Origin of the sequence: Streptomyces sp. NPDC090499, assembly GCF_044769305.1 — a bacterium.
GTDB lineage: Bacteria > Actinomycetota > Actinomycetes > Streptomycetales > Streptomycetaceae > Streptomyces.
On record NZ_JBIVXP010000002.1, the window covers coordinates 139,327 to 166,276 of the forward strand.

Genomic DNA, 26,950 nt, shown 5'->3' on the forward strand with positions numbered 1-26,950 from the left:
CGCGATGCAGTTCGGACGTACGTACGAGGAGTTCGAGGTCGGGGCGACGTACAAGCACTGGCCCGGAAAGACGGTCACGGAGTACGACGACCACCTGTTCTGTCTCCTCACCATGAACCACCACCCGCTCCACATGGACACGAACTACGCCGAGAAGACGACGGACTTCGGCAGGAACGTGGTGGTCGGGAACTACATCTACTCGCTGCTGCTCGGCATGTCCGTGCCGGACATCTCCGGCAAGGCGATCGCCAACCTGGAGATCGAGTCGCTCAAGCACGTGGCGCCGACCTTCCACGGCGACACGATCTACGGCCAGACGACCGTGCTCGACAAGTGGCCCTCCAAGTCGAAGGACGACCGCGGGATCGTCTACGTCGAGACCAAGGGCTACAAGCAGGACGGCACGCTGGTGTGCATCTTCCGCCGCAAGGTGATGGTGCCGACCGAGACGTACATCAAGGAGCGCGGCGGCGAGCAGCCGGGCCGCCCCGAGCTGAAGGAACAGGGGAAGTAAGCGATGGCCCGTCTCGCCCAGACCGCCGGTCTGACCGACATCCAGCAGGAGATCCTCTCCACCGTCCGCGACTTCGTGGACAAGGAGATCATCCCGGTCGCCACCGAGCTGGAGCACCGCGACGAGTACCCGCAGCAGATCGTCGACGGCCTCAGGGAGCTCGGCCTCTTCGGCCTGATGATCCCCGAGGAGTACGGCGGCCTGGGCGAGTCCCTCCTCACCTACGCCCTGTGCGTGGAGGAGATCGCCCGCGGCTGGATGTCCGTCTCCGGCATCATCAACACGCACTTCATCGTGGCGTACATGCTCAAGCAGCACGGCACGCAGGAGCAGAAGGACCACTTCCTGCCACGCATGGCGGCCGGCGACATCCGGGGCGCGTTCTCGATGTCGGAGCCGGGCCTCGGCTCGGACGTCTCCGCCATCACCTCGAAGGCGGTGAAGGACGGCGAGGAGTACGTCCTGAACGGCCAGAAGATGTGGCTGACGAACGGCGGCACGTCCTCCCTCGTGGCCGTCCTGGTCCGGAGTGACGAAGGCCACCCCGAGGGCACCGCACCGCACAAGTCGATGACGACCTTCCTGGTGGAGAAGGAGCCCGGCTTCGGTGAGGTCCGGCCCGGCCTCACCATCCCGGGCAAGATCGACAAGATGGGCTACAAGGGTGTCGACACCACCGAGCTGATCATGGACGGGCTGCGCATCCCGGCCGATCGGGTGCTCGGCGGGGTCACCGGCCGAGGTTTTTACCAAATGATGGACGGGGTCGAGGTCGGCCGCGTCAACGTGGCGGCGCGTGGCTGCGGTGTGGCGCAGCGTGCGTTCGAACTGGGTGTCCGGTACGCCCAGCAGCGTCACACTTTCGGCAAGGCGATCGCCCAGCACCAGGCCATCCAGTTCAAGCTGGCGGAGATGGCCACCAAGGTCGAGGCCGCGCATGCCATGATGGTCAACGCGGCACGCAAAAAGGACTCCGGGGAGCGAAACGACCTTGAGGCCGGGATGGCGAAGTACCTCGCCTCCGAGTACTGCAAGGAGGTCGTGGAGGACGCCTTCCGGATCCACGGCGGCTACGGCTTCTCCAAGGAGTACGAGATCGAACGTCTGTACCGTGAGGCGCCGATGTTGCTGATCGGCGAAGGTACCGCCGAGATCCAGAAAATGATCATCGGGCGAAGGTTGCTCGAAGAGTATCGATTCCAGGGCTGATTGTCCCGGTACGGGGTGTTTTCTTCGAGAAGAAGATCACACCCCGTCAACGGTCTTCGGCCGCCGACTCGGCTTCCTGGCTTGCCCAGTTGCGGCCCCCGACCGGTACGATCCCGGAAAGCCGCCGTCCCCAATTCCCGCGCGGCATCATCCGCTACGAAGGTCATCCATGCCCCACAGCCAAACCTCTGCACATCGAGACAGCCTGGCCGGCGTACGCCTCGCGCGCGGAGCATCGCCGTGGCTTCTCCCGACCGTCGCCACCGCAGCCGTCAGCCTCCTGCGCGCCCGTCGCTCCGGCGCCGCCAAGGCCGTCGCCGTACCCGCCACCGCGCTCGCGGCGGGCATGCTGTGGTTCTTCCGCGACCCCGAGCGTGAGATCGCCCAGGGCCGTGTCATCTCCCCCGCCGACGGTGTGGTGCAGAGCATCATGCCGTGGAAGGACGGACGCACCCGGGTCGCGATCTTCATGAGCCCGCTCAACGTCCACGTCAACCGCGCGCCCCTCGCGGGCGAGGTGACGTCGGTGGAGCACATCCCCGGTGGCTTCGTTCCCGCCTTCAACAAGGAGAGCGAGAACAACGAGCGCGTAGTCTGGCATTTCGACACCGAACTCGGCGACATCGAGATGATCCAGATCGCCGGCGCGGTGGCCCGCCGTATCGTGCCCTACGTCCCGCAGGGCACGAAGGTCGAGCAGGGTGACCGCATCGGTCTGATCCGCTTCGGCTCGCGTGTCGACATCTACCTGCCGGAGGGCGTGGACGTCGCGGTCGAGGTCGGCCAGAAGACGGTGGCTGGGGTGACTCGCATTGACCGTGATTGATCCTGAGACCCAGGCGGGCTGGGTGCCCGAGGCCGACGAGATCGGCGACGACGAGGAGGAGATGCCGCTCTCTCTCCGCCTGTCGATAGCGGACACCCTCACGCTCGGCAACGCCACGTGCGGCTTCATGGCGGTGTACTTCACCACCACCGGCATCCTGATCCCGCACCTCACCGGGGACGACCAGTCGGCCGGCATGGCGCGCCACAGCGCCGCCACCGCCGTCATCCTCATGCTCTGCGCGGCCGTCTTCGACCTGTTCGACGGCCTGGTCGCGCGCAAGCTGCGCTCCTCCCCCATGGGCGCGGAACTGGACAACCTCTCCGACCTGATCAGCTTCGGCCTCGCGCCGGCCTACTTCGTGCTCGTCTACGGCATGGTGGCCGACGACGCGTACCAGAAGGTGGCCGCGGTCGGAGCGGTGGTGGTCCTGCTGGCCGTGGTGCTGCGCCTGGCACGCTTCAGCTGCGTGACACCGCCGAACGGCATGTTCCAGGGCATGCCGAGCCCCTTCGGTGCCCTGACGGTCGTCTCCATCGTCCTCCTGGAGCTCCCCTTCGTGGCGACGCTGCTCGCCATCCTGGGCACGGCCTGGCTGATGGTGAGCCGGGTGGAGTACCCGAAGCCGCGCGGCCGCCTCGCGGTCGCGATGCTGGCCTGGATCGTCCTCTCGATGGGGCTCCTGGTCTCCTGGGCCTTCGACGCGCCCAGCGGCCAGCTCCTCCTCCAGACCGGCTGCGCGCTGCAGCTGGTGATGGGCGCGGTGATCCCGCTGTTCGCCACGGCCCGCCGGGTGAACAACTTCCGCGACAACAGGCGCGAGGCGCGGGCGGCACAGCTGCCCTGACCCGCGCCAGAGCGTGCCATCGGGTGTGGCCCGAGCCTTGTAAGGCTCGGGCCACACCCGTTTCGGCTTCAAGGGCGTACGGGGTTGGCCTTTGACCGGTCAACCACCCCGGGCCGCGGCCGAGTTGCAGAGGAAGAGCCAGAGTAGGACGGTGGAAATTGGGTTGAACTTTACGGGTATTTGTCCCCATTCGGGGATGGGGATTACCCATCTCTTACGGATCGGAGGACAGCCATGGCTGCACCCACCCACAAGGACTACTCGGTCCCGCACATCTCGAAGCTTCCGGCGAACGAGGGCGACACCGTGCACCTCTTCGTCCGCGAGTACGACGGCACCCAGGGCAACCAGCCGCACGAGGTGGTGCTGATGCTCCACGGCCGGAGCGTGCCGGTTCTCGCCGGGTACGACCTCACGGTTCCCGGTTCCACCATCGACTACAACTGGGCACAGGACCTGGCCAAGCACCACTACGACGTCTTCCTGATGGACCTGCAGGGCAACGGACGGTCGCCTCGCCCGAAGATGGACGAACCCCGCAACACCAGCCCCACGCAGCGCAACGTCCTGTCCCCCAATCCGCTGTCGCCCCCGTACACCGGCCCGCCTCTCTACCCGCACCAGCTGGGCAACACGGAAAGCGAATGCGCGGAGCTGGCCACCGTGGTCGACTTCATCAGGTCGCTGCCCGCCAGGGACAAACCCATGGACTTCATCGGCTGGTCCGCCGCGGCACCGTCCATGGGTCCGTACACGCTGCAGCACCCCGAGGACGTCAAGAGCCTCTTCCTGCTGGCCCCCATCTTCCCGCCCGCGGGGCGGTGGTCGGGCGATCCCGCGGATCCCTTCGCCATTCCGGCGGCCACCTCACTGCCGGTCTCCGACCCGCCCACCCTGTACGGATTCCCGATGTTCGTCAGCGACAAGAAGACCTTCGTGAACTCGTGGACCAACGAGCAGGGCACCCCGCCGCAACGCGAGCCCGGCATGGAGCACACGGCGTGGGCCGCCATGATGGCGAACGACCCGGTCGGCAGCAAATGGGGCAACGAGCTGTCACCTGGCGTCTACGAGGGCATCCACCGGTTCCGGAACTCCTACTTCTGGGGCTGGACCAACGAGACGGTGCCCTACCAGGACGCGCTGGGCAACTACATCCTCGGTGACCGGATTCCCGTCGCCATCGTCTACGGAGAGCTGGACAAGACGGCCAACACCGCACCGAACGTCCCCGTCCCCCCGCCGCTGCGCTTCTCCGTGCCGGCCCTCTACAAGGCCATCGGCGGGCCCGAGAAGCTGATGTTCGAGCTGGAGGGTGCGGGACACTCCGTGGTCTGGGAGCGCCCCGCAGAGATCGTGCACGACATCGCCTTCCAGTGGCTCCACAACAAGCACAAGGTGTGGGGCCTCACAAGTGGCAGCTACTACCGTGACTCGACGGGCGTCCTGACGCCGCACTGAGCCCTCTCAGCTCAGAAAATCCCGCGCGATCTGCTCCGCCACCCGCTCCAGGATCGGCCCGGCCTCCGCGATGCACTTCACCACGTCGGGTTCGACCTCGGTGAGCGGGTAGGCGCGGCGGATCCCGGCCCGGCCGAGTGCCTCCGGCGGGAGGGCGAGGCGGCCGCAGACCGCGACGACCTCCTTGTCGGCGGCGCGCGCGGCCGCGGCCACCCCCGCCGGCGCCTTCCCGTGCAGGGTCTGCTCGTCCAGCGAGCCCTCCCCGGTGATCACCAGCGACGCCCGCTCCAGCGCGGGCGCGAAGCCCAGGACGTCGAGCATGACCTCGATACCGGGCCGGAAGCGCGCGCCGAGCAGCAGGGCGCCGTACCCGATGCCCCCGGCGGCCCCCGCACCCGGCGCGACCGCGTACTCGGCGGCACGCGGACCGGTCTCGGCCTCCAGGACCTTCGCGAAGTTGGCGAGCGCGGCGTCCAGGAGCTCCACGTCGTCCGGCGAGGCCCCCTTCTGCGGGCCGTAGACGGCCGGCGCGCCCTTCGGCCCGGTGAGCGGGTTGTCGACGTCGCTGGCGAGGACCAGGTCGACGGCGGACAGCCGCGGGTCGAGGCCCGACAGGTCCGCGCGGGCCAGCTCGGCGAGTCCGCCGCCGCCCGGCGGCACCGGTTCGCCGTCCGCGTCGAGGAAGCGGGCGCCGAGCGCCGACAGCATCCCGGCCCCGCCGTCGGTCGTGGCACTGCCCCCGACACCGAAGACGATCGTGCGCGCACCGGCGTCCAGCGCGGCCCTCAGCAGCTCGCCGGAGCCGTACGTGGAGGCCGTCAGGGGCGCGAAGACACCGCGGGGCAGCCGCTGCAGCCCGCTCGCCTCGGCCATCTCCACGACCGCGGTGTCGCCGCGCAGCGCGAACGCGGCGGTGACCTCCTGCCCCAGCGGTCCGGCGACCTCCCGCTCATGGCGTTCGAAGCCGGCCGCGACGGCCGCGGCCACCGTGCCGTCCCCGCCGTCCGCGACGGGCAGCGCCTCGACGTCGACGCCGGGCACGACCCGCCTGAGTCCCGCCGTGACCCGCTCGGCGACCTCCACGGCCGTCAGCGAGCCCTTGAACTTGTCCGCGGCGATGAGCACGCGCTGTGTCACCTGTATCCCCTTGCTCTCCGGGCCTCGCGCACGTCAAGGCCAGTCGCGCCGCTGTGACCTTAACCGGAGGACACCCTCGCCGTCATGCCCTGCCCGAAGCCTGGGAAGCGGCTGGGAACCGCCTGCGAAAACGGGTAGACCACAGCCATGACCAGTCTGGGGTCCGACTTCGCCGACCGCGTGCTCGGCGGCTGGCTCGGCCGGATCGCGGGCAACATGCTCGGCAAACCGGTGGAGCGGGGCGACCTGTGGACCAGGGAGCGCATCGACGGCTATCTGCGGCGGGCCGGCGCCCTGCCGCTCACCGACTACCTTCCCGAGCCCGCCGACGAGAGCGACGCGCTCGCCCTGCGCCCCGAGTGGCGGCAGTGTGTGCGCGGCCGGATCCACGGCAGCTGCCGCGACGACGACGTCGACTACGCGATCCTCGGCCTGCACCTCCTGGAGACCCACGGCTTCGGCTTCGGCACCGAGCAGGTCGGCGAGCTGTGGCTGCAACGGTTGCCGTACCTGCAGACCTTCACGGCGGAGCGGGCCGCCTACCGCAACCTCGTCAACGGGCTGAAACCGCCGCTCACCGCCACCTACGACAACCCCTGCCAGGAGTGGATCGGTGCCCTGATCCGTGCCGACGTGTTCGGCTGGACCTGCCCGGACGCCCCGCACCGGGCCGCCGCCCTGGCCCGCCGGGACGCGGTCCTCTCGCACTCCGGGAACGGGGTGTACGGCGCGATGTGGGCCGCCGCGCTGATCTCCGCGGCGTTCACGGCGCCGACGGTGCGGCAGGCAGTGGACGCCGCGCTCACCGTCGTACCGGCGAGCTGCCGCCTGGCCCGGACCGTGCGGCGGGTGGTCTCCCTGTACGAGACCCGGCTGAGCTGGGAGGACACCCTCACCACCGTCGCCGCCGAGACCGCCGGCCTCGGCTGGATCCACACCGTCCCCAACGCGGCCGTGCTCACCGCAGGCCTGCTGTACGGCGAAGGAGACTTCACCCGGACCATCACCCTCACCGTGCGCGGCGGCCTGGACACCGACTCCAACGGGGCGACGGCGGGCTCGGTCGCCGGGGTGCTGACCGGCGCGGCGGCCGTCCCGGCCCGGTGGCGGGACCCCCTGGAGGACACGGTCCGCAGCGCCGTCTTCGGCTTCGATCGGGCCCGCATCAGCGACTTGGCGGCACGCACCGTACGGCTCGCCGGGACCGGCACCGAGTCCGCACTGGCTACGCTTCCCGAGTGACCACGACTGACGCCTACGCCGCGTACATCGCGAGCCTCCCGCGCATTCTCGCCGGGGCCGCCGCGCTCATCCGGGACGCCGAGGGACGGGTACTGCTCGTCGAGCCCAACTACCGGGAGGGCTGGGCACTGCCGGGCGGGACCGTCGAGTCCGACGACGGGGAGACCCCGCGCCAGGGCGCCCGCCGGGAGACCCTGGAGGAGATCGGCCTGGACCGCGAGATGGGCCGCCTGCTGGCCGTGGACTGGGTGCACGGCAGCGGCCGCCCGCCGATCGTCGCCTACCTGTACGACGGCGGCATCGTCACCGAGGCCGACCTCGGAGCGATCCGGCTGCAGGAGGAGGAGCTGCTGTCCTGGCGGCTGGTCCCCCGGGAGGAACTCAGCGCACATCTGCCGGGCCCACTGGGCCGCCGCGTCCTGACCGCACTCGACGTCCTGACCGACGGCTCGGGCACCGCCGAGCTGGAGAACGGCCACCGCGTGGACTGACCGACCCGCCGATATCCGTTGCTGTATCCGTAGCCAGCGCCCTGCTTGGCGTAGCCGTGGGTGCGGCGGATGGTGTCGTCGATGTCCACGTATGCGGCCTGGTCCGCGCCGGGCAGCAGCGGGGTGTGACGGGACAGTTCGTGCAGGAACCGGCGGGCCACGGCGTGCAGTTGCCTCACATGCCCGTGGGTGGAGGAGCGCAGGAACGACCCCAGCGTGGACGGGGCCCGCACCCCGGAGAGCAGGCGGCCCATCGCACCGTGCCGAGCCGGTCCAAGTCGTCGATGCGGTCGGCGCCCGCGGCCATGCCGCCCACCAGCGACATCAGTTTCGCCGCAGGGAAGGCGCCGGTGCCGCCCTTCGAGGCGGGCAGCCGGACGTGCTCCCCGACCAGCGCGGGCAGACCGCACCGCTCGGCCAGCCGCACCACCGGCTCCAGCCCGCCGTACGCGATCAGGTTCGGATCATCGAACGCGGATGAGACCGCCGCCGCGGCATGGGAAGACTGCATCTCGGAAGTGCCTTGCCGATCGTGCCTGATGTGGTCCTGGAGAAACCCCATCATCGCAGGTCGCAAGGCACTTCTTGGTTTCTGGAAGAACCATCCACGGGCATCAAGCCGGGTGATCCGGCTTCAGCGCACCAGGCAAGGGGGTTCTGACAGTACCTGGATCACCAGGGTCTCCCAGACGTCCAAAACGCCTGTCAGCCTGGTTGAGTCGAAAGCGCCGACAACAATCCATGGACACACACTGCAGCTTTACCCGCATCAGTTCAATTCAGCTGCCACGAATGCGCGACCGTGTCGGCGCAATTGTTCAACGGCAGAAGGGACGGAGATCAATGGCGGACGCCCAATTCACCACTCGCACAGAACTTTTCGATCTGAGTGGGAAGTACGCCCTGGTCACTGGCGGCACCAAGGGCATTGGGATGATGATAGCGCGCGGCCTTCTCCAGGCGGGCGCCCGCGTTGTCATCAGCTCACGCAAGGCAGACGCGTGCGCGGAGGCACAGCATCTACTGTCCGAATTCGGCGACGTTCAAGCAATTCCCGCCGACCTGTCCAGGCACGACGAATGTCAGCGCCTCGCTGATCTTGTCAAGGTCGACTCGGAACGCCTGGACATCCTTGTCAACAACGCGGGAGCGATGTGGCGCGAGCCGCTGGCGACGTTCCCGGACGAGGCCTGGGACGCAGTGATCGACCTCAACCTCAAGTCGCCGTTCTGGCTGGTGCAGGCGCTGCTTCCCGCACTTCGCAGGGCGGGCACCGCCGATGATCCCGCGCGGATCATCAACATCGGCAGTATCGCTGCCATCCACGTCGCCCAGTCGCCCAACTACTCGTACGCCAGCAGCAAAGCGGCACTCCATCAACTCACCCGAGTGCTTGCCAGAGAGCTGGGCCCACAGCACGTCACGGTGAACGCGGTAGCACCGGGAGTGTTCCCGTCACAGATGATGGCGTCCACGCTCGATGCCATCGGCGACAAGATCGCGGCGGCGGCCCCTCTGCGCCGGCTCGGCCGCGACGACGACATGGCGGGCATCGCCGTGTTCCTCGCCAGCCGGGCCGGTTCCTACCTCACGGGCACCATCGTCCCGGTGGACGGCGGCATCGCGACGACCGCAACGGGTACCCCTTAGACTGCGGAACGGGCTTACGGTGAGGGGATGGCCACGATGGATCTACGCACCGAGATCCGGGAGTTTCTCAGCTCGCGTCGCGCCCGCATCACACCCGAGCAGGCGGGCCTGCCCGCTTACGGCGGCAACCGTCGGGTCAAAGGTCTGCGCCGCGAGGAGGTAGCGCTACTGGCGGGGGTGTCGGTCGACTACTACGTGCGCATGGAGCGCGGCAGCCTCGCCGGTGCCTCCGATGGCGTGCTCGACGCGTTGGCCTCAGCCTTGCAACTCGATGAGGCCGAGCGCGGCCACCTGTTCCGCCTCGCGCGCCGATCCAGGGCGCCCGGCGGCCCACGTCGGCGCAGGCCTGCCGTGACGGTGCGCTCGACGCTGCAGCAGGTGCTCGACGCGATCTCCGATGCGCCGGCCTGGATCTGTAACGGCCGTTATGACGTGCTCGCCATGAATCAACTCGCCCGCGCGCTGTTTTCACCGGTGCTGGCCGACCCGCGACGGCCCGCGAACACGACGCGGTTCGTCTATCTAAACCCCGAGGCGGCCAGGGATTTCTTTGTCGACTACGATCAAATCGCCGGTGACGCGGCCGCGAAGCTACGCATGGAAGCCGGCCGCAATCCGCACGACGAGGAGCTGATCGCCCTGGTCGGCGAACTGTCAACGTGCAGTGAGCTATTCCGGCAGCGGTGGGCGTCTCAGGACGTGCGGCTGCACCGGTCCGGACGCAAGCGGGTGCACCATCCGATCGTGGGCCGGCTCGACTTGGACGTCGAGTCCCTGGAACTGCCCGACGAACCCGGCCTGCACCTGAACGTCTACACCGCACCCGCGGGCACGCCGACCGCTGACAATCTGGCGCTCCTGGCGTCGTGGGCGGCCACCCGGCAGACGTCGGCGACCGAGCTCGAAGCACACAACGGATAGTCCAACCCCTTCAGCCGTACCAGGGTCCGTCTCCCCGATCAGCGCGGGCAGACCACACCGCTCGGCCAGCCGCACCACCGGCTCCAGCCCGCCGTACGCGATCAGGTTCGGATCATCGAACGCGGATGAGACCGCCGCCGCGGCATGGAAGGACTGTATCTCGGAAGTGCCTTGCCGATCTTGCCTGATGTGGTCCTGGAGAAACCCCATCATCGCAGGCCGCAAGGCACTTCTTCGCTTCAGATGGCCATCGAGTGGGAAAGGAGGACGGCGATGCGGCCGAGACTTTGTCGAAGCTGTAGTCAGCCACCCGTTGAGGTCTGTCAAATCGGCTTGATGACCCATGTCAAGCCGTGTTCACAAACCCTTTGTCGGGCGGGCCAGACTCAGACTGACCTGCCCCTGAAGCGGCGCTCGCGTTGGGCGTGGATCCCGTCGGTGGCGGCCGGTCGGTCTTGCGTAGCTCCCTCTACCTGGTGATGCTGACCCGTGCGCGATCAGAGTGAGCTGTCGGGTGGACAACCGGGGGGTAGTGGGTGAGCGCATCAACGGAGCACGATGCCGAAGGTCCGCTGGCGGAATTCGCAGCCTTGAGACAGGAGATCATTCAGCGGCAGGCCACTCAGCACAACGTCCTAGCGTTGCAACTGACCATCTCCGGAGCGGTGTTCAGCTTCGCCCTCACCGGTACGTCCAGGAGTGGATTCCTGCTGATCGTTCCAGTCAGCACGTACATGCTGTGCTCGCGCTTCGTCGAGGACCACGTCGGTATCGGACAGCTGGGCCGGTACATCCGCGAGCATCTGAGTCCACGCATACCGGGAGGCCTCGGCTGGGAATCCTGGGTCATCCAGAACCCCGCCAGGTTCGGCATTCCGGGGCTGTTGTGGATCTATGCGTACTTGGTCACCTATCCGGGGGTGGCACTGCTCGCTCTCGGAGCGGCAGCTCCCGCAACGTTCACGACGGACCATGGTCAACAAGCACTCGGCGTGACGGTCGGCCTGGTGATCGTATGGCTGCTCGGTCTGATAGTGACGGCCCTGTGCTGCCTGTTGTTGTGGCGAACGGCCAAGTCCACCCAGGACCCCGACCCGCCCCACCGCATCCACCCACCGGAACCGCACAGTGAGCCGGTGGAGTGATGACTGAGGACCTGCCTGGCGTACTCGGCGTAGGGAGCTGCATGCCCGTCGGGACAAGGCGCCCAGGTTGATACAGGCCAGAGACAACCCAAGCCCCTCGAGTCCGTGAACGAGGCTTGGTGATCCACGTCATCCTGTCGCGCTTCCACACGGCGGGGAAACGGCCCTCCTGAACGGCGGGCAGGCCTGTTTCCGGGGCGTATGTCTGGTAAACGGAGATCGCGGATGTCGTGTGCAGCGCGCGGATCCTGTGTTGCGGTTCGTCCATGACGTCCAGGGTGGGGCTCCTGGATTCCTGCCAGCCATTCATTTTCGAACGCGATCGGTGCGTGCAGGGACCTGCAGAGCTTGAGAGTTCAGGCGGGGACCACTTCAATGGCGCAGTGACCACGGCGCCGATGGATCCTACGAGAGGCATTGCCGGACGGGCCTCACTGGACGACGTCATGACAGAGCTGTCTCGGCACAGGCCGGTCTTCCACTCCGAAGCCGACCTTCAGCACGGTTTTGCCCGGGTCCTCTGGGAGTTGGCGCCGGACGTGCACGCGCGGCTTGAGGTGCCGCAGCGGGGGTCGGGCAAGACCGAGTATCTGGACCTCCAGTGCCTCGGACCTGAGAGCCGTACTGCGATCGAGTTCAAGTACTTCACCCGAGGTTGGACCGGCAGGGCCGGCTCTCCGGTCGAGGACTACGACCTGAAAGCACACGGCGCCACCGACCTTGCCCGCCTGCACTTCGTTCGGGACATAGCGAGGCTGGAGCGCTTCTGCCGCCGGTCCGATCAGAACGGTATAGCCCTCATGCTGTCCAACGAGACGTCCCTGTGGGCTCCGCCGGGCCCTGGCCGCCGACGTACTCGGGATCACGACTTCCGGATTCACCACGGGCGGGATCTCGCAGGGACGCTGCTCTGGGCCGAGGGGGCTTATGAGCCGAACACCTGCAGTCTGCGCGGTACTTACCCCCTCGAGTGGGAGACGTACTCGGAGCAGAGCGGAGCAGGTGGAGAGTTCCGCTACCTGGCGGTGTTCGTCGGTTCATCGGCAGGCGGAGCCGATGACGCCACAGGTGCGTAGCTGATTCGTGGATCACTCTGCGAAGCGCAACGAGCAGTCGCGAAAGACGACTCGCAGTCCGTCGCGCTCTGCGTCACGGTCCTGCAGAAAGTCTGACCTCGATAGCCGAAGGATCCCGAGGCTCCCGGCACTGCGAGTTCTGCGAGCTCCGTGATGAGGCTCGACCACACAAAGCTGCTCTGGCGCCCCAGCTTGAGGAGCAGCCAGTCCTGGGACCCAAGCAGCACGCTGCCCGGGTCCCGGCGTCATGGCCGCAGAGGTAACGGCCTGAGGAGCGATTACCAGTGACGGCCGGCTGGTCAGGGCTGCGAGACGTTGAGCGGCAGATCCCGGTGGAAGACCGCCATAACCCGGCCGGGGCCGTTGTAGTCGTCGACAATCTTTGTGTCGAAGCCGAGGCTGCGATGGAAGGCGATCGAGCCGGTGTTTTCGATTGACGTGATCGCCTTCAACCGTCGTGCACCATGACGTTCCGCTGCCTCGGCGAACGCCGCATACAGACGACGCCCGAGACCGGTGCCACGGGCGTCGTCCCGCGTGGCGATCAGATGCACGTACCCGGTGCCGTCTGGGGTGACGAACCCGAAGATGTAGCCACGGATTCCGTCCTCGGCCCGTGCCGCCAAGCAGGTGGAACCGAACTCCTGCACCAGTGCCAGAAGGTGCAGCGACCGAAGGTCGCGTTCGCCCCAGTAACGGGGGTGATCGGTCAGGATCTGGTGGAAGTCGGCCACCTCGGCAGGCGCGATGTGTATCCCCATGATGATGATCGTGGCATGCGCCTTGGCCGTTACCGGCGAAGGTCCGCACGGGTTGGGCAAGCTGTGACGCAAGCCTGGGCCCGTGAGTCCGCGTTACGTGAGCGGCGGGGGGGGGGACCGCAGGCGGGCTATTGGTGCCGGCCCCAAGCAACGCCTGGTGTTCGCCGACCGGCGCCTTGTCACGCTGGTGCACCTGCGGCTGGGGCTGCCGCATGCCGCTTTGGCAGAGCTGTACAGCGTGGACCGCTCCACCGTCTCCGTGGCGGGACCACCACCTTCAGCGACGCGCAAGGCCGCACCCTGTTCAGCGGGGTGGCCCGGCCCGGCCGGATGCACGACCAGACGGCCGTACGCATCGAGGGCATCACTGAACAGTTCCGCCGGCACCCGAAGACCAAGGCGGAGGTCGACGAGGGCTACCGGGGCCTGGCCAACGAGTTCCCCGCCCAGGTCACCGCCCCGCCGAAGAAACCCAAGGGCGACGCGCCGCTGGGCGAGCGCCATGCCTGGCGTGAGCAACGGCGCCGCCAGTCCTCCCGGCGGATCTGCGTGGAGCACACCAACGCCGAATACAAGCAGTGGCGGACCCTGCAGCGGTTCACCGGCCGCCGCGAAACCTACGCCGAGACCCACCAGGCCATCGCCGGACTGGCCTCCGACCGATCCGCCCGGCGGGCGACCTGCCTCAAGCCGGGCACCGAACTGGTACTCGCCCGCCAGGCCACCTGCTGATCACCCACCAGCCGACCCGCCAAGCCAGCACGTGGAAGATGGACCGCTGCCGTCCAGCGCAGCCAAGAGGCATGAAGCGCGCCCCCGATATCCGCTCGCTCCGAGCAAGCAAGCGTCCTACTCTCGGCCCATGAACAGGCCACTCGTCGCCATCTTCAGTGGCGCAGGGATCTCCACCGATTCCGGCATACCTGATTATCGCGGTCCGAACGGGCTGTGGCGGCGGGATCCGGAAGCTGAGAAGCTCGTGACCTACGAGTACTACATGCGCGACCCGGAGATCCGTCGACGCTCCTGGCAGATGCGGCGCAAGAACCACGCGCTCAAGGCCGAGCCGAACTCCGCCCACCTCGCCATCGCAGAGTTCGAGAAGTCCGGGATCCCCGTGCGGGTGATCACGCAGAACGTGGACGGCCTGCACCAGCTCGCCGGGATGCCTGCACGCAAGGTGCTGGAGCTGCACGGCACTGCACGAAGCGTGGTCTGCACGAAGTGTCACGACCGCGGGCCGATGGAGGATGCGCTCGCCCGCGTCGAGGCCGGCGAGCAGGACCCGCCCTGTCTGGAATGCGGCGGAATCCTGAAGTCGGCCACCGTCATGTTCGGCCAGACGCTCGACCCGGTCGTCCTCGGCGAGGCGCTCGCCATCTCCAAGGCCTGCACCGTGTTCGTCGCTGTCGGCAGCAGCCTCCAGGTGCAACCCGCCGCCGGGCTCGTGGGCGTCGCGGCCGACCACGGCGCCCGGCTGGTCGTCGTCAACGCCGAACCGACGCCCTACGACGACCGCGCCGACGAGATCGTCCGGGAGCCGATCGGCACGGCCTTGCCGAAGCTGCTCGCCGCGCTGCGGGCCGGTTAGAAGAGGCCCGCTCCCCGTTCGAAGTCCAGCAGGCGCTGCTTGCGCGGCAGGCCGCCGCCGTAGCCGGTGAGGCTGCCGTTGGCGCCGATCACGCGGTGGCAGGGGACGATGATGCCGACCGGGTTCTTCCCGTTGGCGAGGCCGACCGCGCGGGAGGCCTGGGGGTTGCCGAGGGCTTCGGCGAGTTCGCCGTACGAGCGGGTCTCGCCGTAGGGGATCAGGCGCAGCTGTTCCCAGACGCTGCGCTGGAACGGGGTTCCGCCCAGGCGCAGTTCGACGGTGAACTCCGTCAGCTCGCCCGCGAAGTAGGCGGTCAGCTGGTCCTCGGTCTCGGTGAAGAGGTCGTCGTCACGGGCGCCGAAGGTCTCCTCGGGCGGGCGGTGGCGCTGGTCCTCCATGTAGAGGCCGCAGAGGGTGCCGTCCTCGGCCACCAGGGTGAGGGGGCCGTAGGGGCTGTCGGTCACGGTGTGGTTCTTCACGGCGATGTCCTTGAACTCCTTCATACGGGCAGGAAGTTGATCGGGTGGCTGTCGGTCGCCCACAGGTACTGGACGGCGTACGCGCGCCAGGGCCGCCAGGCCGCCGCGCGGGCGGTGAGGGCGGCCGGGGTGCCGGGCAGGCCCAGTTCCTCGGCGGCGCGGCGGATCCCCAGGTCGGTGGGCAGGAAGGCGTCGGGGTCGCCGAGGGCGCGCATGGCGATGACGTCGACGGTCCAGGGGCCGAAGCCGGGGAGCGAGAGCAGACGGGCCCGTGCCTCGGACCAGTCGCTCTCGACGCCCAGGTGGAGGGTGCCGTCGGCGAGTTGGCCGACGAGGGTGGTGAAGGTGGTGCGGCGGGTGCGGGGCATCGCCAGGGTCTCGGGGTCCACGGCCGCGAGTGCCTCGGGGGACGGGAAGAGGTGGGTGAGGCCGCCCTCGGGGTCGTCCACCGGGGTGCCGTGGGCGGTCACCAGGCGGGCGGCGTGGGTGCGGGCGGCGGCCGTGGAGACCTGCTGGCCGAGCACGGCCCGGACCGCGAACTCCGCCTCGTCGACCGTGCGCGGCACCCGCCGTCCCGGCGCCTTGTCGACGAGCGGGGCGAGGAAGGGGTCCGTGCGCAGCTGGTCGTCGACGGCGACCGGGTCGGCGTCCAGGTCGAGCATGCGCCGGCAGCGGCTGATGGCGACGGGCAGGTCCCGCAGGTCGCTGAGGGTGAGCCGGCAGGCGATGTGGTCGGGCTTCGGGGTGAGGGCGGCGATGCCGTGGCCGTACGGCAGCCGCAGGGTCCGCCGGTAGGCGCCGTCCCGCCACTCCTCCACGCCGGGCACGGCGGTGGCCGCGAGGTGGCCGAAGAGGTTGTCGGGATTGAGGGGGGCGCGGAAGGGCAGGCGGAGGGTGAGCGTGCCGGGGGCGAGCTGGGCCGACCTGGGGCGGCGGTCGCGCAGTTCGGTCGGCGAGAGCGCGAAGACCTCGCGGACGGTGTCGTTGAAGGTGCGGATCGAGGAGAAGCCGGCCGCGAAGGCGACCTCCGCCATCGGCAGCGCGGTCGTCTCGATCAACAGCCGGGCGGTCTGGGCGCGTTGGGCGCGGGCCAGGGCCAGCGGTCCGGCGCCGAGTTCGGCGAGCAGCTGGCGTTCGACCTGCCGCGGGCTGTAGCCGAGACGGGCGGCGAGGCCGGGTACGCCCTCGCGGTCCACGACCCCGTCGGCGATCAGCCGCATGGCGCGGGCGACCAGGTCGGCGCGCTGGTTCCACTCCGGGGAGCCGGGGCTGGTGTCGGGGCGGCAGCGCTTGCAGGCCCGGAACCCGGCCTGCTGGCAGGCGGCAGCGCTCGGGTAGAACGTCATGTTCCCGGGTTTGGGCGGTACCACCGGGCAGCTGGGCCGGCAGTAGATACGGGTGGTCAGGACGGCCGTGAAGAACCAGCCGTCGAACCGCGCGTCCTTCGACTGCACGGCCCGTACGCAGTGCTCGCGGTCGAGGTGCATCCCTTTCTGCATGCGTCCAGCATCGGCCACCCGGGGTGGCCGATGCTGGCGGAAATCCGACACGAGGGTGCGCTGACCTCCGGGACCGCGACGATCAGGGGTTTCTGCGGCCGTCAGGCGAAGTAGTGGTCCTGGTCGAGGTCGGCCAGCAGCCCCGGCTGGGCGGGCCGCCAGTCGTACCGCTCGCGGGTGGCGGCGCCGGACGTGGGGTTGTCGTTGCCGACGAAGGCCGCCATCCAGCCGAAGTGGCCGGCCGCCTCCTCCCGTGCCAGGGACACCACCGGCAGGTCGAGGCGGCGGCCGATGACCTCGGTGATGCCGCGGACCGGGACGCCCTCGTCGGCGACCGCGTGCAGCACCGCCCCGGCCGGGGCGGTCTCCAGGGCCTTGCGGTAGAGGGTGGCGGTGTCCAGACGGTGCACGGCGGACCAGCGGTTGGTGCCGTCGCCCAGGTAGGCGGCGGCACCCTTGTCCCGGGCGACGCCGATCAGGAACGGGACGAAGGCGTGGTCGCCCGCTCCGTGCACCTGCGGGAGCCGGATCGCCGACACCCGCACCCCGCGGTCGGCCAGGGCCAGGGCGGAGCGTTCCGCCTCCGCCCGGTGGGTGCCGGGGCCCGCGGGGTCGGGCAGGTCCTCCTCGGTGCCGAGGCGGCCGGGGGCGAGGAGGCCGGTCACCGAGGTGACGACCAGGGGCCGGCCGGACTCGGCGAGCGCGTCACCGAGGGCCTTCAGCGCGGCGAGTTCGGTACGGAGTGCGCCGGGCATGTCGGAGAAGTCGTGGTTGTACCCCGTGTGGATCACCCCGTCCACCGCTCCCGCCGCCGCCCGCAGCCCTTCGACGTCGTTCAGGTCGCCGCGGTGCGCCTCCGCTCCCGCCCCCTTCAGGGCCGCCGCGGCCGCGTCCGAGCGGGCGAGGCCGAGCACCTGGTGGCCGGTGCCGAGCAGTTCGCGGACCACCGCGCTGCCGATGAACCCGGTGGCGCCGGTGACGAACACACGCATGACAGATCACCTCGTGGAGAGTGGATGTGCTGGGATGACCTCAGCGTGCGCCCGGCCCCGCGGCCGGGTCCAAGACCTGTTCCGTACCCGGTGATGCCCGTGCGGTCATGACCGCAGCTCACGGCGGCCGGAGCGGAGGTGCCGGGAGTAGAGTCGAGGGGTGCCCGATTCCTTCGTACCGCCGGTGGACCTGGAGCTGCGCCTGGTGCGCTACTTCACCGTGGTCGCCGAGGAGCTGCACTTCGGCCGGGCGGCCGACGCACTGCATCTCGCGCAGCCGTCGCTGAGCCGTCAGATCAGGCGGCTGGAGCGGGAGCTGGGCGTCCGGCTGCTCGACCGCACCCCGCGCGGCACCCGGCTCACCGAGGCCGGGGAGACCTTTCTGCCGCAGGCCAGGGAGCTGCTGCGGGCCGCTGCACGGGCCGCCGCCAGTGCCCGCTCGGCCGCCGCGCAGGGCCCGTTCACCGTCGGCTACACCACCCACCAGATCGTCACCCCGGCCGTGCGGGAACTGCGCCACCGGCACCCGGAGGCCGACGTCCGCACCCTGCACGTGGACTGGAACGAACCGCGCACCGCGCTCCTCGACCACCGGGTCGACGTGGTGGTGACCCGGTTCCTGTTCTCCGCCGACGGCCTGGACATCACGGTCCTCTACGACGAGCCGCGCGTCCTCCTGGTGCCGCTCGGCCACCGGCTGGCCGGCCAGGAGTCGGTCACCCTGGCCGACTTCGCGGACGAGCCGCTCCCCCGTTTCACCGGCGCCGACCGGATCGGCGCGAATCCCCCGGGCCACACCAACCTGGGCGCCCTGGTGGAGACGCTGGAGGACAAGCTGGAGCTGGTGGCGAGCGGTGAGGTGGTGTCGCTGGCGCCGGCCGGGTTCAGCGGCAACCTGCGGCCGGACATCGCCGCCGTCCCGATCGAGGACGCGGTCCCGCTCCAGGTGGTCCTCGCCGCGCGGGCCGGGGACCGGCATCCCCTGCTCCCCGCGTGGCGCCGGGCGGCGGAGGCCCATCTGGTCCCGTCCGGCGCCATCCGGACCGGGCGGCTGCACGCGGGGACCGGGGCCGGCCGGTGAGCGGGTCCGGGAGGGTCACGCTGAACGACGTGGCGGCTGCCAGCGGTGTCTCGCGCGCCACGGTCAGCTTCGTGCTGAACGACGACCCGCGCCAGACCATCTCGGCCGCCACCCGCGACCGGGTGCGGCAGGCCGCGCGCGACCTGGGCTACGTGCCGCACGGGGTGGCGCGGGCGCTGCGCGAGGGCAGTTCCCGGGTGGTGGTCCTGGATCTGGACCGGGGCCTGGAGGGCAACTACTCGCGCAGTTACGTCCGCGGCCTCGACGACGAACTCGCCGCGCACGGGCATGTCCTGCTGGTCCGGCACGGCCGGCACACGGCGCAGGCCACCCGGCAGGTGCTGGACGCGATCACCCCGCGGGCCGTGCTGCGGTTCGGGGAGCCGTATCTGACCGGTCACGACCTGGAGGACCGGGGCGGCGGCTGGAAGGACGGCCTCGCCGCGCACGCGGCCCTGCAGATCCGGTATCTCACCGAGCGCGGGCACACCCGGATCGCGCTGGCCCTGCCGGCGGACGACTCCGCACTGGCGCAGTCCCGGCGGCGGTTCGCCGGGCACACCCTGCACAGCCTGGGCCTGCCGCCCCTGGTGCCGTTCACGGTGGACCGGCCGCGGCGGGCGGGCACCGCGGCGGTGGCCGCGCTGCGCGCGGCGCACCCGGAGGTGACGGCGGTCGCCGCCTTCGACGACGAGCTCGCGCTGCGCACCCTGACCGCCCTGCACGACCTCGGTCTGGCCGTCCCCGGTGACCTGGCGGTGATCGGCTACGACGACACCGAGTACGGGGAGCTGAGCACCCCGGCCCTCACCACCGTGCACATCGACGCGGAGGCCCACGGCCGGCTGGCCGCGCGGACCGCGCTGGGGCTGGACACGGCGGGGCTGGTACCGGTGCCGGCGCGGATCATCGTGCGGGACTCGGTCTGAGCCGAGTCCCGCACGCGGAGGGCGGCACGCACCGGACCGTCAGCGCAGGTCCGCGCCCGTGCCCGGTTCCGCGGAGTCGTCGCCGCGCGCCACGCAGAGCGCCCAGATGATGAATCCGGACAGCGCGATCATCACGACGGACCAGACCGGGTAGTACGGCAGGGACAGGAAGTTGGCGATGATCACCAGCGCGGCGATCGCCACCCCGGCGCCGCGTGCCCACGTGGCCGGCTGGAGGAGGCCGATGCCGACGACCACGGCGATCACGCCCAGGACCAGGTGGATCCAGCCCCAGCTGGTGAGGTCGAACTTGAACACGTAGTTGGGGGTGGCGACGAAGACGTCGTCCTGGGCGATCGCCATGATGCCCCGGAACACCGCGAGCAGTCCGGCGATCATGAGCATGACGGCGGCGAAGGCGGTCAGTCCGCCGGCCCACGCCATCTTGGCGGTGTGCTGGCGCGGGTGGTGCGCGGGATGTGTGGCGGTCATGGGGCTGCCTCGATTCGTTCTCGGAGGGGGTGCTCAGCGCCCGTGGGCGGTGGGCACCGAGCCGGAGCCGGAGCGCTCGGCCGGCCCGTAGTCGCTCAGGACCAGTGCCTTGGCCCTGCGGAACTCCTCGTCCGAGATGTCACCGCGGGACTTCATCTCGGAGAGCTTGGCCAGTTCGTCGACGCTGCTGGTCTGCCCGGGGCCGCCCTTGGCGGTCTGCCGGATGTACGACTCGAACGCCTTCTGCTGGTCACGGGCCTGGGAGATCTCCCGCTGCCCCATCCCCTTGCCGCGGGCGATCACGTAGACCAGCACGCCCAGGAAGGGGACGACGATGCAGAGGGCCAGCCAGCCGGCCTTGGCCCAGCCGCCCATCGAGTCGTCGCGGAAGATGTCCACGATGACCCGGAACAGCAGGACCAGCCACATGATCCACAGGAAGAGCCACAACATCGTCCAGAAGGCGCTCAGCAGCGGATAGTCGTATGCGAGGTAGGTCTGCGCACTCATGTACGTCCTCCGTCCACGGCGCCGGCCGGTCGGCCGGGCCCTGCCGTCCCAGCGTGCGCACGTCGGGCGCCGGGGTTCCTCACCCGGCGCGGGTGATCGTGCGCGGCTCCCGGGACCGCGGCCCCGTCACTCCGGCAGGCGCCGCATCTCGACGACCCGCAGCCCGAGTGACAGGCAGCGGTTCAGCAGGCCGTACAGATGCGCCTCGTCGACGACGGGACCGAACAGGACCGTCTCGCCGGACATCGTCACGTGTTCCATCTCCGGGAAGGCCCGGGTCAGCGTCTCCGACATGGTCCCTTCGACACGGATCTCGTAGCGCATGAGCCGTCTCCCGCCGCGGGTCTGCTGCGGTCTGTCCGTTCCGTGATCCTGCCCCCGCGGCCACCGGCCGGCCTCACCCGGCACAGGTGAACCGCCGGGCGGGCGCTGCTCAGAGCAGTCCGCGCTCGCGGGCCCGGCGCACCGCGTCGGCGCGCCGGCCCACGCCCAGTTTCCGGTAGATGCTCTTGAGGTGGGTCTTCACCGTGTTCACGGAGACGTACAGATCGGCGGCGATCTCCTGCGTGGACATCATCTGCGCCAGCCGGCCGAGCACCTCGCGCTCGCGTCCGCTCAGCTCCTCGACGAGCAGCGACGGGCAGCCGGAACCGTCGCCGTGGAGCCAGCCCGCGGCCAGGCCGTGCAGCGGCGGGGTGTCCAGGAGGCGGCGGATCCCCGGCCCCGCGTCGAGGAACGGGCGGCGCAGCCGGTCCGGGCGGGCCTCCAGGAGAGCCCTGGCGAGCAGCTTGCGGGCGGTGCCGGGGTCCCCCGCCTCGGCCGCCGCGCGGGCCCGCACCAGCGTGGCCCGGACCGTGACGCCGGGGCCGGTCCGGGCGTCCGCGCACAGCCGGTCGGCCGTCTCCAGGGCTTCCTCGCGACGGCCGGCGGCGAGCCGCGCCCACGCGGCCTCCGCGGCGCACAGGGGTCCGGGCAGGCCGTCGATCCCGTCCAGCACCTCGGCGGCGGCGCCGGTCCGGCCCTCCGCGAGCAGGACGGCCGCGGCGGCCAGGGCCGTGTTCGCGCGGGCCCAGGGCGAAGGCTCCCGGGCCGTCACGGCGGGGTCGGCCGCGTGCGCGGCGGCGGCCGGGTCGCCGAGGGCGAGCCGCAGCCGGCCGCCGGCGAGGGCGCGGCAGGCCTCGGTCACCGGGTCGGGCGCACCGGTGCCGGGACCGGACTCGGCGGCCTCGTCCAGCAGGGCCCGGGCCCGCTCCAGCTCGTCGCGGTCGACGGCGACGGCGGCCAGCACCAGCTGGCCCAGCCCGGCGCCGGGGAACGGGCGTCCGCCCCGGCTGCGGGTCGCGTCGGTCGCGGCCAGGGCCCGGCTCGCCGCCCGGTCGAGCCGGCCGTCGAGGTAGTCGATCAGCGCCAGGTGGCCGAGGCAGTCCTCCCGTGGCAGTTCGGTCAGGGCGTCACCGGGCAGCTCGGCCACCTCGGCGAGGGCGGCCTGCGCCGTGTCGAAGTGCCCGGCCCAGACGCGGGCCGAGCCCAGGTGGGTGTGGAGGAGGGCGGTGAGTTCGGGGTGCCTGGCGAGGAGGCGGGCGGGCACCTCGTGGCGCAGCCGGGCGGCCGCGGCCACCGCCTGCTCGGCCCCGTCCGGCGAGCCGGTGAGCCTCGCGGCCAGGGACTCCAGGAGCGCGCTGCTCAGCCGGGCCGCGGCGCCGGCCGCACCGGTGGCGGGGGACTCCGCGGCGCGGCCGAGGTGGGCCACTGCGTGGTCGAGGTCGTACTCGGCCAGCGCGCGGGCCGCGCGTACCAGCTCCACGGCCGCTCCGGTGGACTCCGGGCCCAGCGCGGAGAACAGCTCCGTGAACTCGTCCGCGCGCGGGCCGGTGAGGAGCCGGCCGATCGCCAGGTCGTCGACGAGGGTGCCGGCGGCGCACTCCCAGTCGCCCGCCGCCGCGCCTTGGGCCAGCGCCTCGGGTACGGCGCCGTGGGCCCGCAGCCACCACGCGGCCCGCCGGTGCAGTTCGGGTTCGAGCCCCGGGGAGCGGGCCCGCAGATGGATCCGGAGGATCTCCCCGAACAGCGGATGCAGCCGGTACCAGGAGTGACCGAGGTCCTCGACGAAGGCGTTCTGCCGGCACAGTCCGGCCAGCAGCGGACCGGCGTCGGGACGGCCGGTCAGCGCCTCCGCCAGTTCGGGCCCGAACCGGTCCAGGACGCTGACCCGCAGCAGCAGGTCCTGTGTCTCGGGCGGCTGCCGTCCGACCACCTCGGCGAGGAGGAAGTCGGCGATGGTCCCGCGGCCGGCCTCGAACTCCTTGAGGTACGTCTCGGGGTCCGCGCTCTGCTGGGCGGCCAGGGCACTCAGCCGCAGTCCGGCCGCCCAGCCCCGGGTGCGTTCCACCAGGGCGCGGGCGGCTTGGGCGGGCAGCCGCAGGCCGTGCCGGGCCAGCAGGTCGGCCGCCTCCTCGGGGGTGAAGGCCAGCTCCTGGTTCCTGATCTCGGTGATGGCCGCCGCCGCGCGGTAGCGGTGCAGGGGCAGCAGGGGTTCGGTGCGGGTGACGAGGATCAGCCGGAGGCCCGGTCCGGCGTGGTGCAGCACGAACTCCAGTTGCTCGGCGGTCTCCGGGGCGGTCTGCCGGTCGAACTCGTCGAGGACGAGGATCGCAGGCCGGTCGCGTCCGCTCAGCTCGTCGGCGAGACGGGCCAGCAGCCGGTGGTCCACCGTGCACGGGCCCCCGGCAGAGCCGGCGGGCAGCGGTGTTCCGGCGCCGTGCAGGGCGTGCAGGACATGGGCCCAGAACATGCCTGGGCCCTGGTCGCCCGCCTCGTTGGTGAGCCAGGCGACCGGTCGGCCGAGCCGGGCCGCCCAGTCGGCGACGAGGAGGGTCTTGCCGGCGCCGGCCGCACCGTTGACCATGGTCAACGGGGTGTCGAGGGCCTGGTCGAGGTGTGTGGTCAGCCTGGGTCTGCGGACGAAGGTGGCGGGTCTGGCCGGCACCGCGAACCGGGTACGCAGAAACGGCTCCCCCAGGGGGTCGGCGTACCCGAGGGCCGGTCCCCGTGCGCTGTCGTCCCTCGCGGCCACAGAGATCACCTCCCGTGTCCGGTCGGCCGTGGTCGGCGCTCCGCACGATCAGGATCCCAGTGTTGCGGCCGGCGCGCAGGGCGTCAGGACGCCGGTGGTTCCTGGTCCCGGCGGGGCGGCGGGCTGCCGAGGCGGTCGGCGAGGAGCGGCTCCTGGGCGAGGACCGCGCCGGTACTGACGCTGACCGTGGCGACCAGGCAGACCACGATCAGCCAGGACAGCAGCACGAACACGGAGCCCACCGGGCCGTACTCGGCGACGGTGCGGTCGAGGGTCAGCGGCATGTAGAGCTGGGCGGTCGCGCTCAGGGCGGTGAGGGCGGCCGCCGTGATCAGGGCGCCGGGCAGCAGGGGCCGCCAGCCGATCCGGCCGCCGAGGAGCAGGTGCTGGGTCCACCACCACAGGCCGGTCTGGCAGACGAGGGTGACCGGGACGCCCAGCCAGACGCCCAGGCCGAAGCCGTTGTGCAGGGTGCCTTCCAGGAGCAGGGCGCCGATCCACAGGACGAGCCAGGCCACCCAGCGCCACGGGGCGATCCGGGGGCCGCCGCGGGGGATCTGCCAGGCGCGTTTGCACAGCCGTTGCACGGCCCGGCTGACGGCCGTGGCCGAGATCAGCGCCATCAGGCCGCCGATCACGCCGGTGGTCTGCCGCAGGTCCTCGTTCGGCGGCTGCATCAGCTGCTGGATGCCGGTGCCGACCGGGCCGGACAGCCCGAACACCGAGCGCAGGGAGTGCAGCAGCTGGTCCCGGACGACCGGTGGGGCGTAGGCGGCGAAGACGAAGAGCAGCGGGACGGCGGTCAGGAAGCACTGGGCGGCCAGGCGGGTGGCGGTGTCGAAGATGTTCACGGACACCAGCCGTTCGGCGAGGTGCGTGACGACCGGGAAGCGGGCCTCCGCCCGCCGGTGTGCGGCCTTCGCGGCGGCGACCGGGCGCGCGGTCCGGGCGCGCCACCAGGACACGGCGGATCCGCTGGTTCCGGACCCGCTGGTTCCGGACCCGCTGTGCGGCCTGCGCCCGCCGGTCGGCATCGCCTGCTCCCTTCCCTGCCGTCCAGGGTGCGGGGCGGGCGGTGCGACGGCACCCCGTGCCTTGCCTCAGGGCAGCTGCCGGGCGAACGCGTCGTAGGCACGCTCGTCGAAGAGCACGAACCGCACCTCCTCGACGGCCGTGTCCGCCTCCTGGACGGTCGTGACGGCGATCCGGGCGCCGTCGTCCATCGGCCAGCCGTAGATCCCGGTGGAGACGGCGGGGAACGCGACCGTGCGGGCGCCGAGTTCGTCGGCGCGTCTGAGGGACTCGCGGTAGCAGGAGGCCAGCAGCTCGGACCGGTCCTCACTCGTGGAGTGGACGGGGCCGACGGTGTGGATGACCCACTGGGCGTCGAGCTCGCCGGCCGTGGTGGCGACGGCCTGGCCGGTGGGCAGGCCCTTGCCGTAGTGGGAGGCGCGCAGCTTGCGGCAGTCCGCCAGGACGGCGGGGCCGCCGCGGCGGTGGATGGCGCCGTCGACGCCTCCGCCGCCCAGCAGCGAGGAGTTGGCCGCGTTGACGATCGCGTCGACGCTCTGCCGGGTGATGTCGCCCTTGACGAGGGTGATACGGGTCATGACTGTCGCAACCTCCTCCACACGGCCTTCGCCGCGTTGTGCCCCGACATGCCGTGCACGCCCGGTCCGGGCGGGGTGGCCGACGAGCAGATGAAGACGGCGGGATGCGGGGTGCCGTACGGGAACAGGGAGAGCTTGGGGCGGAGCATGATCTGCAGGCCGGAGACCGCGCCGGTGCCGATGTCGCCGCCGACGTAGTTGGCGTTGCGGGCGGCGAGTTCGGCGGGGCCCGCGGTGGCGCGGGCCAGCACGCGGTCGCGGAACCCCGGTGCGAAGCGCTCCAGTTGACGCTCCATCACCTCGGTGAGGTCGCCGCTCCAGCCGTTCGGCACGTGGGCGTAGGCCCAGAAGACGTGCTTGCCCTCGGGGGCGCGGGTCGGGTCCACGACACTCGGCTGCACGGTGATCATGAACGGCCGGTCGGGGGCGCGGCCTTCGCGGGAGGCGGCGCGCAGGGCGGTGCCGATCTCCGTGCTGTCCGCGCCGATCTGCACGGTCCCGGCGCGGCGCGCCTCCGGTGCCGTCCACGGGACCGGGCCGTCCAGCGCGTAGTCGATCTTGAAGACGCCCGGGCCGTACCGGTAGTCCCGGTAGTAGTTGCCGAGGCCCGCGATGCGGGCCAGGGCGGTGGGCGAGGTGTCGAAGATGTACGACCGGGCGGGCGGCAGGTCGTCGAGGCGCTTGACCTCGTAGTCGGTGTGGATCGCGCCGCCGAGGTCCGTCAGGTAGCCGGCGAGGGCGTCGGAAATGGCCTGGGAGCCGCCGGCGGCCACCGGCCAGCCGCGGGCGTGCGCGGCGAGCGCGAAGACCAGGCCGACGGCGCCGGTGGCGAAGCCGCTGAGCGGGGCCATGACGTGGGCGACGAGCCCGGCGAAGAGGGTGCGGGCCCGCTCGTCGCGGAAGCGCCGCATCACCAGGGCGGCGGGCGGCAGCCCGGCGAGGCCGAACCGGGCGAGGGTGACCGGGTCGCGGGGCAGCGCGGTCAGCGGCAGCGACATGAAGTCCCGGGCCAGGGTGTCCCACCTGGGCAGGAACGGCTCGACCAGCCTGCGGTAGGTGCCCGCGTCGCGGGGCCCGAAGGAGGCCGCGGTCTCGGCGACGGAGCGGGCCAGGACGGCCGCGCGACCGTCGGGGAAGGGGTGCGCCATGGGCAGGTCCGCGTGCAGCCACGTGAGGCCGTAGCGCTCCAGCGGCAGGGCCCGGAACGCGGGCGAGTTGATGCCGAGCGGGTGGGCAGCGGAGCACGGGTCGTGACGAAAGCCCGGGAGGGTGAGCTCCTCGGTGCGGGCGCCGCCGCCCACGGTGTCCCGTGCCTCGAAGAGCGCCACGGAGAAACCGCGCCGGGCCAGCTCCACGGCGGCCGTCAGGCCGTTAGGCCCCGCCCCCACCACGACCGCATCGAGCATCGACG

Annotated in this window: 27 protein-coding genes and 2 pseudogenes; 15 read left to right on the forward strand and 14 right to left on the reverse strand. The window is 70.9% G+C overall.

From position 1 onward, the window contains the following. The first annotated feature begins 4 nt into the window (after positions 1-4). The 5 genes from ACIQVL_RS08985 to ACIQVL_RS09005 all read left to right on the forward strand — a co-directional run bounded on the left by ACIQVL_RS08985 (position 5) and on the right by ACIQVL_RS09005 (position 4,860). Positions 5-517, forward strand: a complete 513-nt coding sequence (locus tag ACIQVL_RS08985) for a MaoC family dehydratase (protein WP_403437666.1) — start codon at positions 5-7, stop codon at positions 515-517. 3 nt (positions 518-520) lie between these two features. Continuing rightward, entirely contained in the window at positions 521-1,726 is a 1,206-nt protein-coding gene (locus ACIQVL_RS08990) for an acyl-CoA dehydrogenase family protein (RefSeq protein ID WP_403474880.1), read from the forward strand. Positions 1,727-1,895: 169 nt separating this feature from the next. Beyond that, complete coding sequence (locus tag ACIQVL_RS08995) at positions 1,896-2,552, forward strand: phosphatidylserine decarboxylase (protein WP_352362639.1); 657 nt, start codon at positions 1,896-1,898, stop codon at positions 2,550-2,552. A gap of 22 nt (positions 2,553-2,574) precedes the next feature. Continuing rightward, a complete protein-coding gene (pssA, locus tag ACIQVL_RS09000) occupies positions 2,575-3,399 on the forward strand; it encodes a CDP-diacylglycerol--serine O-phosphatidyltransferase (protein ID WP_294001429.1) in 825 nt (274 codons plus the stop codon). Positions 3,400-3,633: 234 nt separating this feature from the next. After that, positions 3,634-4,860, forward strand: coding sequence for an alpha/beta fold hydrolase (locus ACIQVL_RS09005; protein WP_403474881.1), 1,227 nt, complete (start codon positions 3,634-3,636; stop codon positions 4,858-4,860). Between the two features lie 6 nt (positions 4,861-4,866). Here ACIQVL_RS09005 and ACIQVL_RS09010 read toward each other — a convergent pair whose 3' ends face one another. Beyond that, the gene (locus tag ACIQVL_RS09010; protein WP_403437995.1) at positions 4,867-6,003 is read right to left on the reverse strand and encodes a glycerate kinase; all 1,137 of its coding nucleotides are present in this window, start codon (positions 6,001-6,003) and stop codon (positions 4,867-4,869) included. A 141-nt stretch (positions 6,004-6,144) separates the two neighbouring features. On the opposite strand from ACIQVL_RS09010, the gene ACIQVL_RS09015 reads away from it, so the two are divergent. Then, entirely contained in the window at positions 6,145-7,239 is a 1,095-nt protein-coding gene (locus tag ACIQVL_RS09015) for an ADP-ribosylglycohydrolase family protein (protein ID WP_403474882.1), read from the forward strand. After that, entirely contained in the window at positions 7,236-7,730 is a 495-nt protein-coding gene (locus tag ACIQVL_RS09020) for an NUDIX domain-containing protein (protein WP_403437659.1), read from the forward strand. The genes ACIQVL_RS09015 and ACIQVL_RS09020 overlap by 4 nt, the downstream gene beginning before the upstream one ends. Before the next feature lie 175 nt (positions 7,731-7,905). On the opposite strand, the gene ACIQVL_RS09025 is transcribed toward ACIQVL_RS09020, so the two are convergent. Then, on the reverse strand, positions 7,906-8,241 hold the full coding sequence (locus ACIQVL_RS09025) for a hypothetical protein (RefSeq protein ID WP_403474883.1): 336 nt from the start codon (positions 8,239-8,241) through the stop codon (positions 7,906-7,908). A gap of 332 nt (positions 8,242-8,573) precedes the next feature. Between ACIQVL_RS09025 and ACIQVL_RS09030 the strand changes: the two genes are divergently transcribed. The 3 genes from ACIQVL_RS09030 (at position 8,574) to ACIQVL_RS09040 (ending at position 11,446) form a co-directional block, all read left to right on the forward strand. Continuing rightward, complete coding sequence (locus tag ACIQVL_RS09030; protein WP_403437657.1) at positions 8,574-9,380, forward strand: SDR family oxidoreductase; 807 nt, start codon at positions 8,574-8,576, stop codon at positions 9,378-9,380. A gap of 27 nt (positions 9,381-9,407) precedes the next feature. Beyond that, a complete protein-coding gene (locus tag ACIQVL_RS09035) occupies positions 9,408-10,301 on the forward strand; it encodes a helix-turn-helix transcriptional regulator (RefSeq protein ID WP_403437656.1) in 894 nt (297 codons plus the stop codon). A 536-nt stretch (positions 10,302-10,837) separates the two neighbouring features. Then, complete coding sequence (locus ACIQVL_RS09040; RefSeq protein WP_403438017.1) at positions 10,838-11,446, forward strand: hypothetical protein; 609 nt, start codon at positions 10,838-10,840, stop codon at positions 11,444-11,446. Positions 11,447-11,579: 133 nt separating this feature from the next. Here the strand turns inward: ACIQVL_RS09040 and ACIQVL_RS09045 are convergent. Further along, positions 11,580-11,894, reverse strand: a pseudogene (locus ACIQVL_RS09045) (hypothetical protein); the annotation flags it as partial. Here ACIQVL_RS09045 and ACIQVL_RS09050 point away from each other — a divergent pair. After that, a complete protein-coding gene (locus ACIQVL_RS09050) occupies positions 11,893-12,522 on the forward strand; it encodes a hypothetical protein (protein ID WP_403474884.1) in 630 nt (209 codons plus the stop codon). The pseudogene ACIQVL_RS09045 and the gene ACIQVL_RS09050 sit on opposite strands and share 2 nt — an antisense overlap. Positions 12,523-12,821: 299 nt before the next feature. Here the strand turns inward: ACIQVL_RS09050 and ACIQVL_RS09055 are convergent, their stop codons facing one another. Then, the gene (locus tag ACIQVL_RS09055) at positions 12,822-13,283 is read right to left on the reverse strand and encodes a GNAT family N-acetyltransferase (RefSeq protein ID WP_403474885.1); all 462 of its coding nucleotides are present in this window, start codon (positions 13,281-13,283) and stop codon (positions 12,822-12,824) included. A 291-nt stretch (positions 13,284-13,574) separates the two neighbouring features. On the opposite strand from ACIQVL_RS09055, the pseudogene ACIQVL_RS09060 reads away from it, so the two are divergent. Together ACIQVL_RS09060 and ACIQVL_RS09065 are read left to right on the forward strand one after the other, a co-directional pair. Beyond that, positions 13,575-14,015: pseudogene (locus ACIQVL_RS09060) on the forward strand (transposase family protein); the annotation flags it as partial. A gap of 130 nt (positions 14,016-14,145) precedes the next feature. Further along, the gene (locus tag ACIQVL_RS09065) at positions 14,146-14,874 is read left to right on the forward strand and encodes an SIR2 family NAD-dependent protein deacylase (protein WP_403475214.1); all 729 of its coding nucleotides are present in this window, start codon (positions 14,146-14,148) and stop codon (positions 14,872-14,874) included. On the opposite strand, the gene ACIQVL_RS09070 is transcribed toward ACIQVL_RS09065, so the two are convergent. The 3 genes from ACIQVL_RS09070 to ACIQVL_RS09080 all read right to left on the reverse strand — a co-directional run bounded on the left by ACIQVL_RS09070 (position 14,871) and on the right by ACIQVL_RS09080 (position 17,844). Beyond that, the gene (locus ACIQVL_RS09070) at positions 14,871-15,353 is read right to left on the reverse strand and encodes a methylated-DNA--[protein]-cysteine S-methyltransferase (protein ID WP_403475215.1); all 483 of its coding nucleotides are present in this window, start codon (positions 15,351-15,353) and stop codon (positions 14,871-14,873) included. The two genes, ACIQVL_RS09065 and ACIQVL_RS09070, sit on opposite strands and share 4 nt — an antisense overlap. Positions 15,354-15,373: 20 nt before the next feature. Then, on the reverse strand, positions 15,374-16,840 hold the full coding sequence (locus ACIQVL_RS09075) for an AlkA N-terminal domain-containing protein (RefSeq protein ID WP_403444865.1): 1,467 nt from the start codon (positions 16,838-16,840) through the stop codon (positions 15,374-15,376). Positions 16,841-16,953: 113 nt separating this feature from the next. Beyond that, positions 16,954-17,844, reverse strand: a complete 891-nt coding sequence (locus ACIQVL_RS09080; protein WP_403474886.1) for an SDR family oxidoreductase — start codon at positions 17,842-17,844, stop codon at positions 16,954-16,956. A 160-nt stretch (positions 17,845-18,004) separates the two neighbouring features. On the opposite strand from ACIQVL_RS09080, the gene ACIQVL_RS09085 reads away from it, so the two are divergent. After that, positions 18,005-18,925 (forward strand): LysR substrate-binding domain-containing protein, encoded by a 921-nt coding sequence (locus tag ACIQVL_RS09085; protein ID WP_403474887.1) that lies wholly within the window; start codon positions 18,005-18,007, stop codon positions 18,923-18,925. 29 nt (positions 18,926-18,954) lie between these two features. Continuing rightward, complete coding sequence (locus ACIQVL_RS09090) at positions 18,955-19,854, forward strand: LacI family DNA-binding transcriptional regulator (protein WP_403444760.1); 900 nt, start codon at positions 18,955-18,957, stop codon at positions 19,852-19,854. Between the two features lie 39 nt (positions 19,855-19,893). Here the strand turns inward: ACIQVL_RS09090 and ACIQVL_RS09095 are convergent, their stop codons facing one another. From ACIQVL_RS09095 to ACIQVL_RS09125, 7 genes are all read right to left on the reverse strand, one after another. Beyond that, a complete protein-coding gene (locus tag ACIQVL_RS09095; protein WP_403474888.1) occupies positions 19,894-20,346 on the reverse strand; it encodes a hypothetical protein in 453 nt (150 codons plus the stop codon). A 33-nt stretch (positions 20,347-20,379) separates the two neighbouring features. After that, a complete protein-coding gene (locus ACIQVL_RS09100; RefSeq protein WP_403444765.1) occupies positions 20,380-20,856 on the reverse strand; it encodes an SHOCT domain-containing protein in 477 nt (158 codons plus the stop codon). A 126-nt stretch (positions 20,857-20,982) separates the two neighbouring features. After that, positions 20,983-21,180: a hypothetical protein gene (locus ACIQVL_RS09105; protein WP_089107713.1), complete on the reverse strand. Its 198-nt coding sequence runs from the start codon at positions 21,178-21,180 to the stop codon at positions 20,983-20,985. A gap of 109 nt (positions 21,181-21,289) precedes the next feature. Then, complete coding sequence (locus ACIQVL_RS09110; protein ID WP_403474889.1) at positions 21,290-23,938, reverse strand: LuxR C-terminal-related transcriptional regulator; 2,649 nt, start codon at positions 23,936-23,938, stop codon at positions 21,290-21,292. A 74-nt stretch (positions 23,939-24,012) separates the two neighbouring features. Continuing rightward, entirely contained in the window at positions 24,013-24,894 is an 882-nt protein-coding gene (locus tag ACIQVL_RS09115; RefSeq protein WP_403444771.1) for a YhjD/YihY/BrkB family envelope integrity protein, read from the reverse strand. 135 nt (positions 24,895-25,029) lie between these two features. Next, positions 25,030-25,539, reverse strand: coding sequence for an O-acetyl-ADP-ribose deacetylase (locus tag ACIQVL_RS09120; RefSeq protein WP_403444774.1), 510 nt, complete (start codon positions 25,537-25,539; stop codon positions 25,030-25,032). Next, positions 25,536-26,945 (reverse strand): phytoene desaturase family protein, encoded by a 1,410-nt coding sequence (locus ACIQVL_RS09125; RefSeq protein WP_403444777.1) that lies wholly within the window; start codon positions 26,943-26,945, stop codon positions 25,536-25,538. The genes ACIQVL_RS09120 and ACIQVL_RS09125 overlap by 4 nt, the downstream gene beginning before the upstream one ends. Positions 26,946-26,950: the final 5 nt, after the last annotated feature.

Coding starts and splice junctions, on each gene's coding strand:
- ACIQVL_RS08985 (WP_403437666.1), top strand. CDS start 5: ATGCAGTTCGGACGTACGTACGAGGAGTTCGAGGTCGGGGCGACGTAC.
- ACIQVL_RS08990 (WP_403474880.1), top strand. CDS start 521: ATGGCCCGTCTCGCCCAGACCGCCGGTCTGACCGACATCCAGCAGGAG.
- ACIQVL_RS08995 (WP_352362639.1), top strand. CDS start 1,896: ATGCCCCACAGCCAAACCTCTGCACATCGAGACAGCCTGGCCGGCGTA.
- ACIQVL_RS09005 (WP_403474881.1), top strand. CDS start 3,634: ATGGCTGCACCCACCCACAAGGACTACTCGGTCCCGCACATCTCGAAG.
- ACIQVL_RS09015 (WP_403474882.1), top strand. CDS start 6,145: ATGACCAGTCTGGGGTCCGACTTCGCCGACCGCGTGCTCGGCGGCTGG.
- ACIQVL_RS09025 (WP_403474883.1), bottom strand. CDS start 8,241: ATGCAGTCTTCCCATGCCGCGGCGGCGGTCTCATCCGCGTTCGATGAT.
- ACIQVL_RS09030 (WP_403437657.1), top strand. CDS start 8,574: ATGGCGGACGCCCAATTCACCACTCGCACAGAACTTTTCGATCTGAGT.
- ACIQVL_RS09035 (WP_403437656.1), top strand. CDS start 9,408: ATGGCCACGATGGATCTACGCACCGAGATCCGGGAGTTTCTCAGCTCG.
- ACIQVL_RS09050 (WP_403474884.1), top strand. CDS start 11,893: ATGACAGAGCTGTCTCGGCACAGGCCGGTCTTCCACTCCGAAGCCGAC.
- ACIQVL_RS09055 (WP_403474885.1), bottom strand. CDS start 13,283: ATGGGGATACACATCGCGCCTGCCGAGGTGGCCGACTTCCACCAGATC.
- ACIQVL_RS09065 (WP_403475214.1), top strand. CDS start 14,146: ATGAACAGGCCACTCGTCGCCATCTTCAGTGGCGCAGGGATCTCCACC.
- ACIQVL_RS09075 (WP_403444865.1), bottom strand. CDS start 16,840: ATGCACCTCGACCGCGAGCACTGCGTACGGGCCGTGCAGTCGAAGGAC.
- ACIQVL_RS09080 (WP_403474886.1), bottom strand. CDS start 17,844: ATGCGTGTGTTCGTCACCGGCGCCACCGGGTTCATCGGCAGCGCGGTG.
- ACIQVL_RS09095 (WP_403474888.1), bottom strand. CDS start 20,346: ATGACCGCCACACATCCCGCGCACCACCCGCGCCAGCACACCGCCAAG.
- ACIQVL_RS09100 (WP_403444765.1), bottom strand. CDS start 20,856: ATGAGTGCGCAGACCTACCTCGCATACGACTATCCGCTGCTGAGCGCC.
- ACIQVL_RS09105 (WP_089107713.1), bottom strand. CDS start 21,180: ATGCGCTACGAGATCCGTGTCGAAGGGACCATGTCGGAGACGCTGACC.
- ACIQVL_RS09120 (WP_403444774.1), bottom strand. CDS start 25,539: ATGACCCGTATCACCCTCGTCAAGGGCGACATCACCCGGCAGAGCGTC.
- ACIQVL_RS09125 (WP_403444777.1), bottom strand. CDS start 26,945: ATGCTCGATGCGGTCGTGGTGGGGGCGGGGCCTAACGGCCTGACGGCC.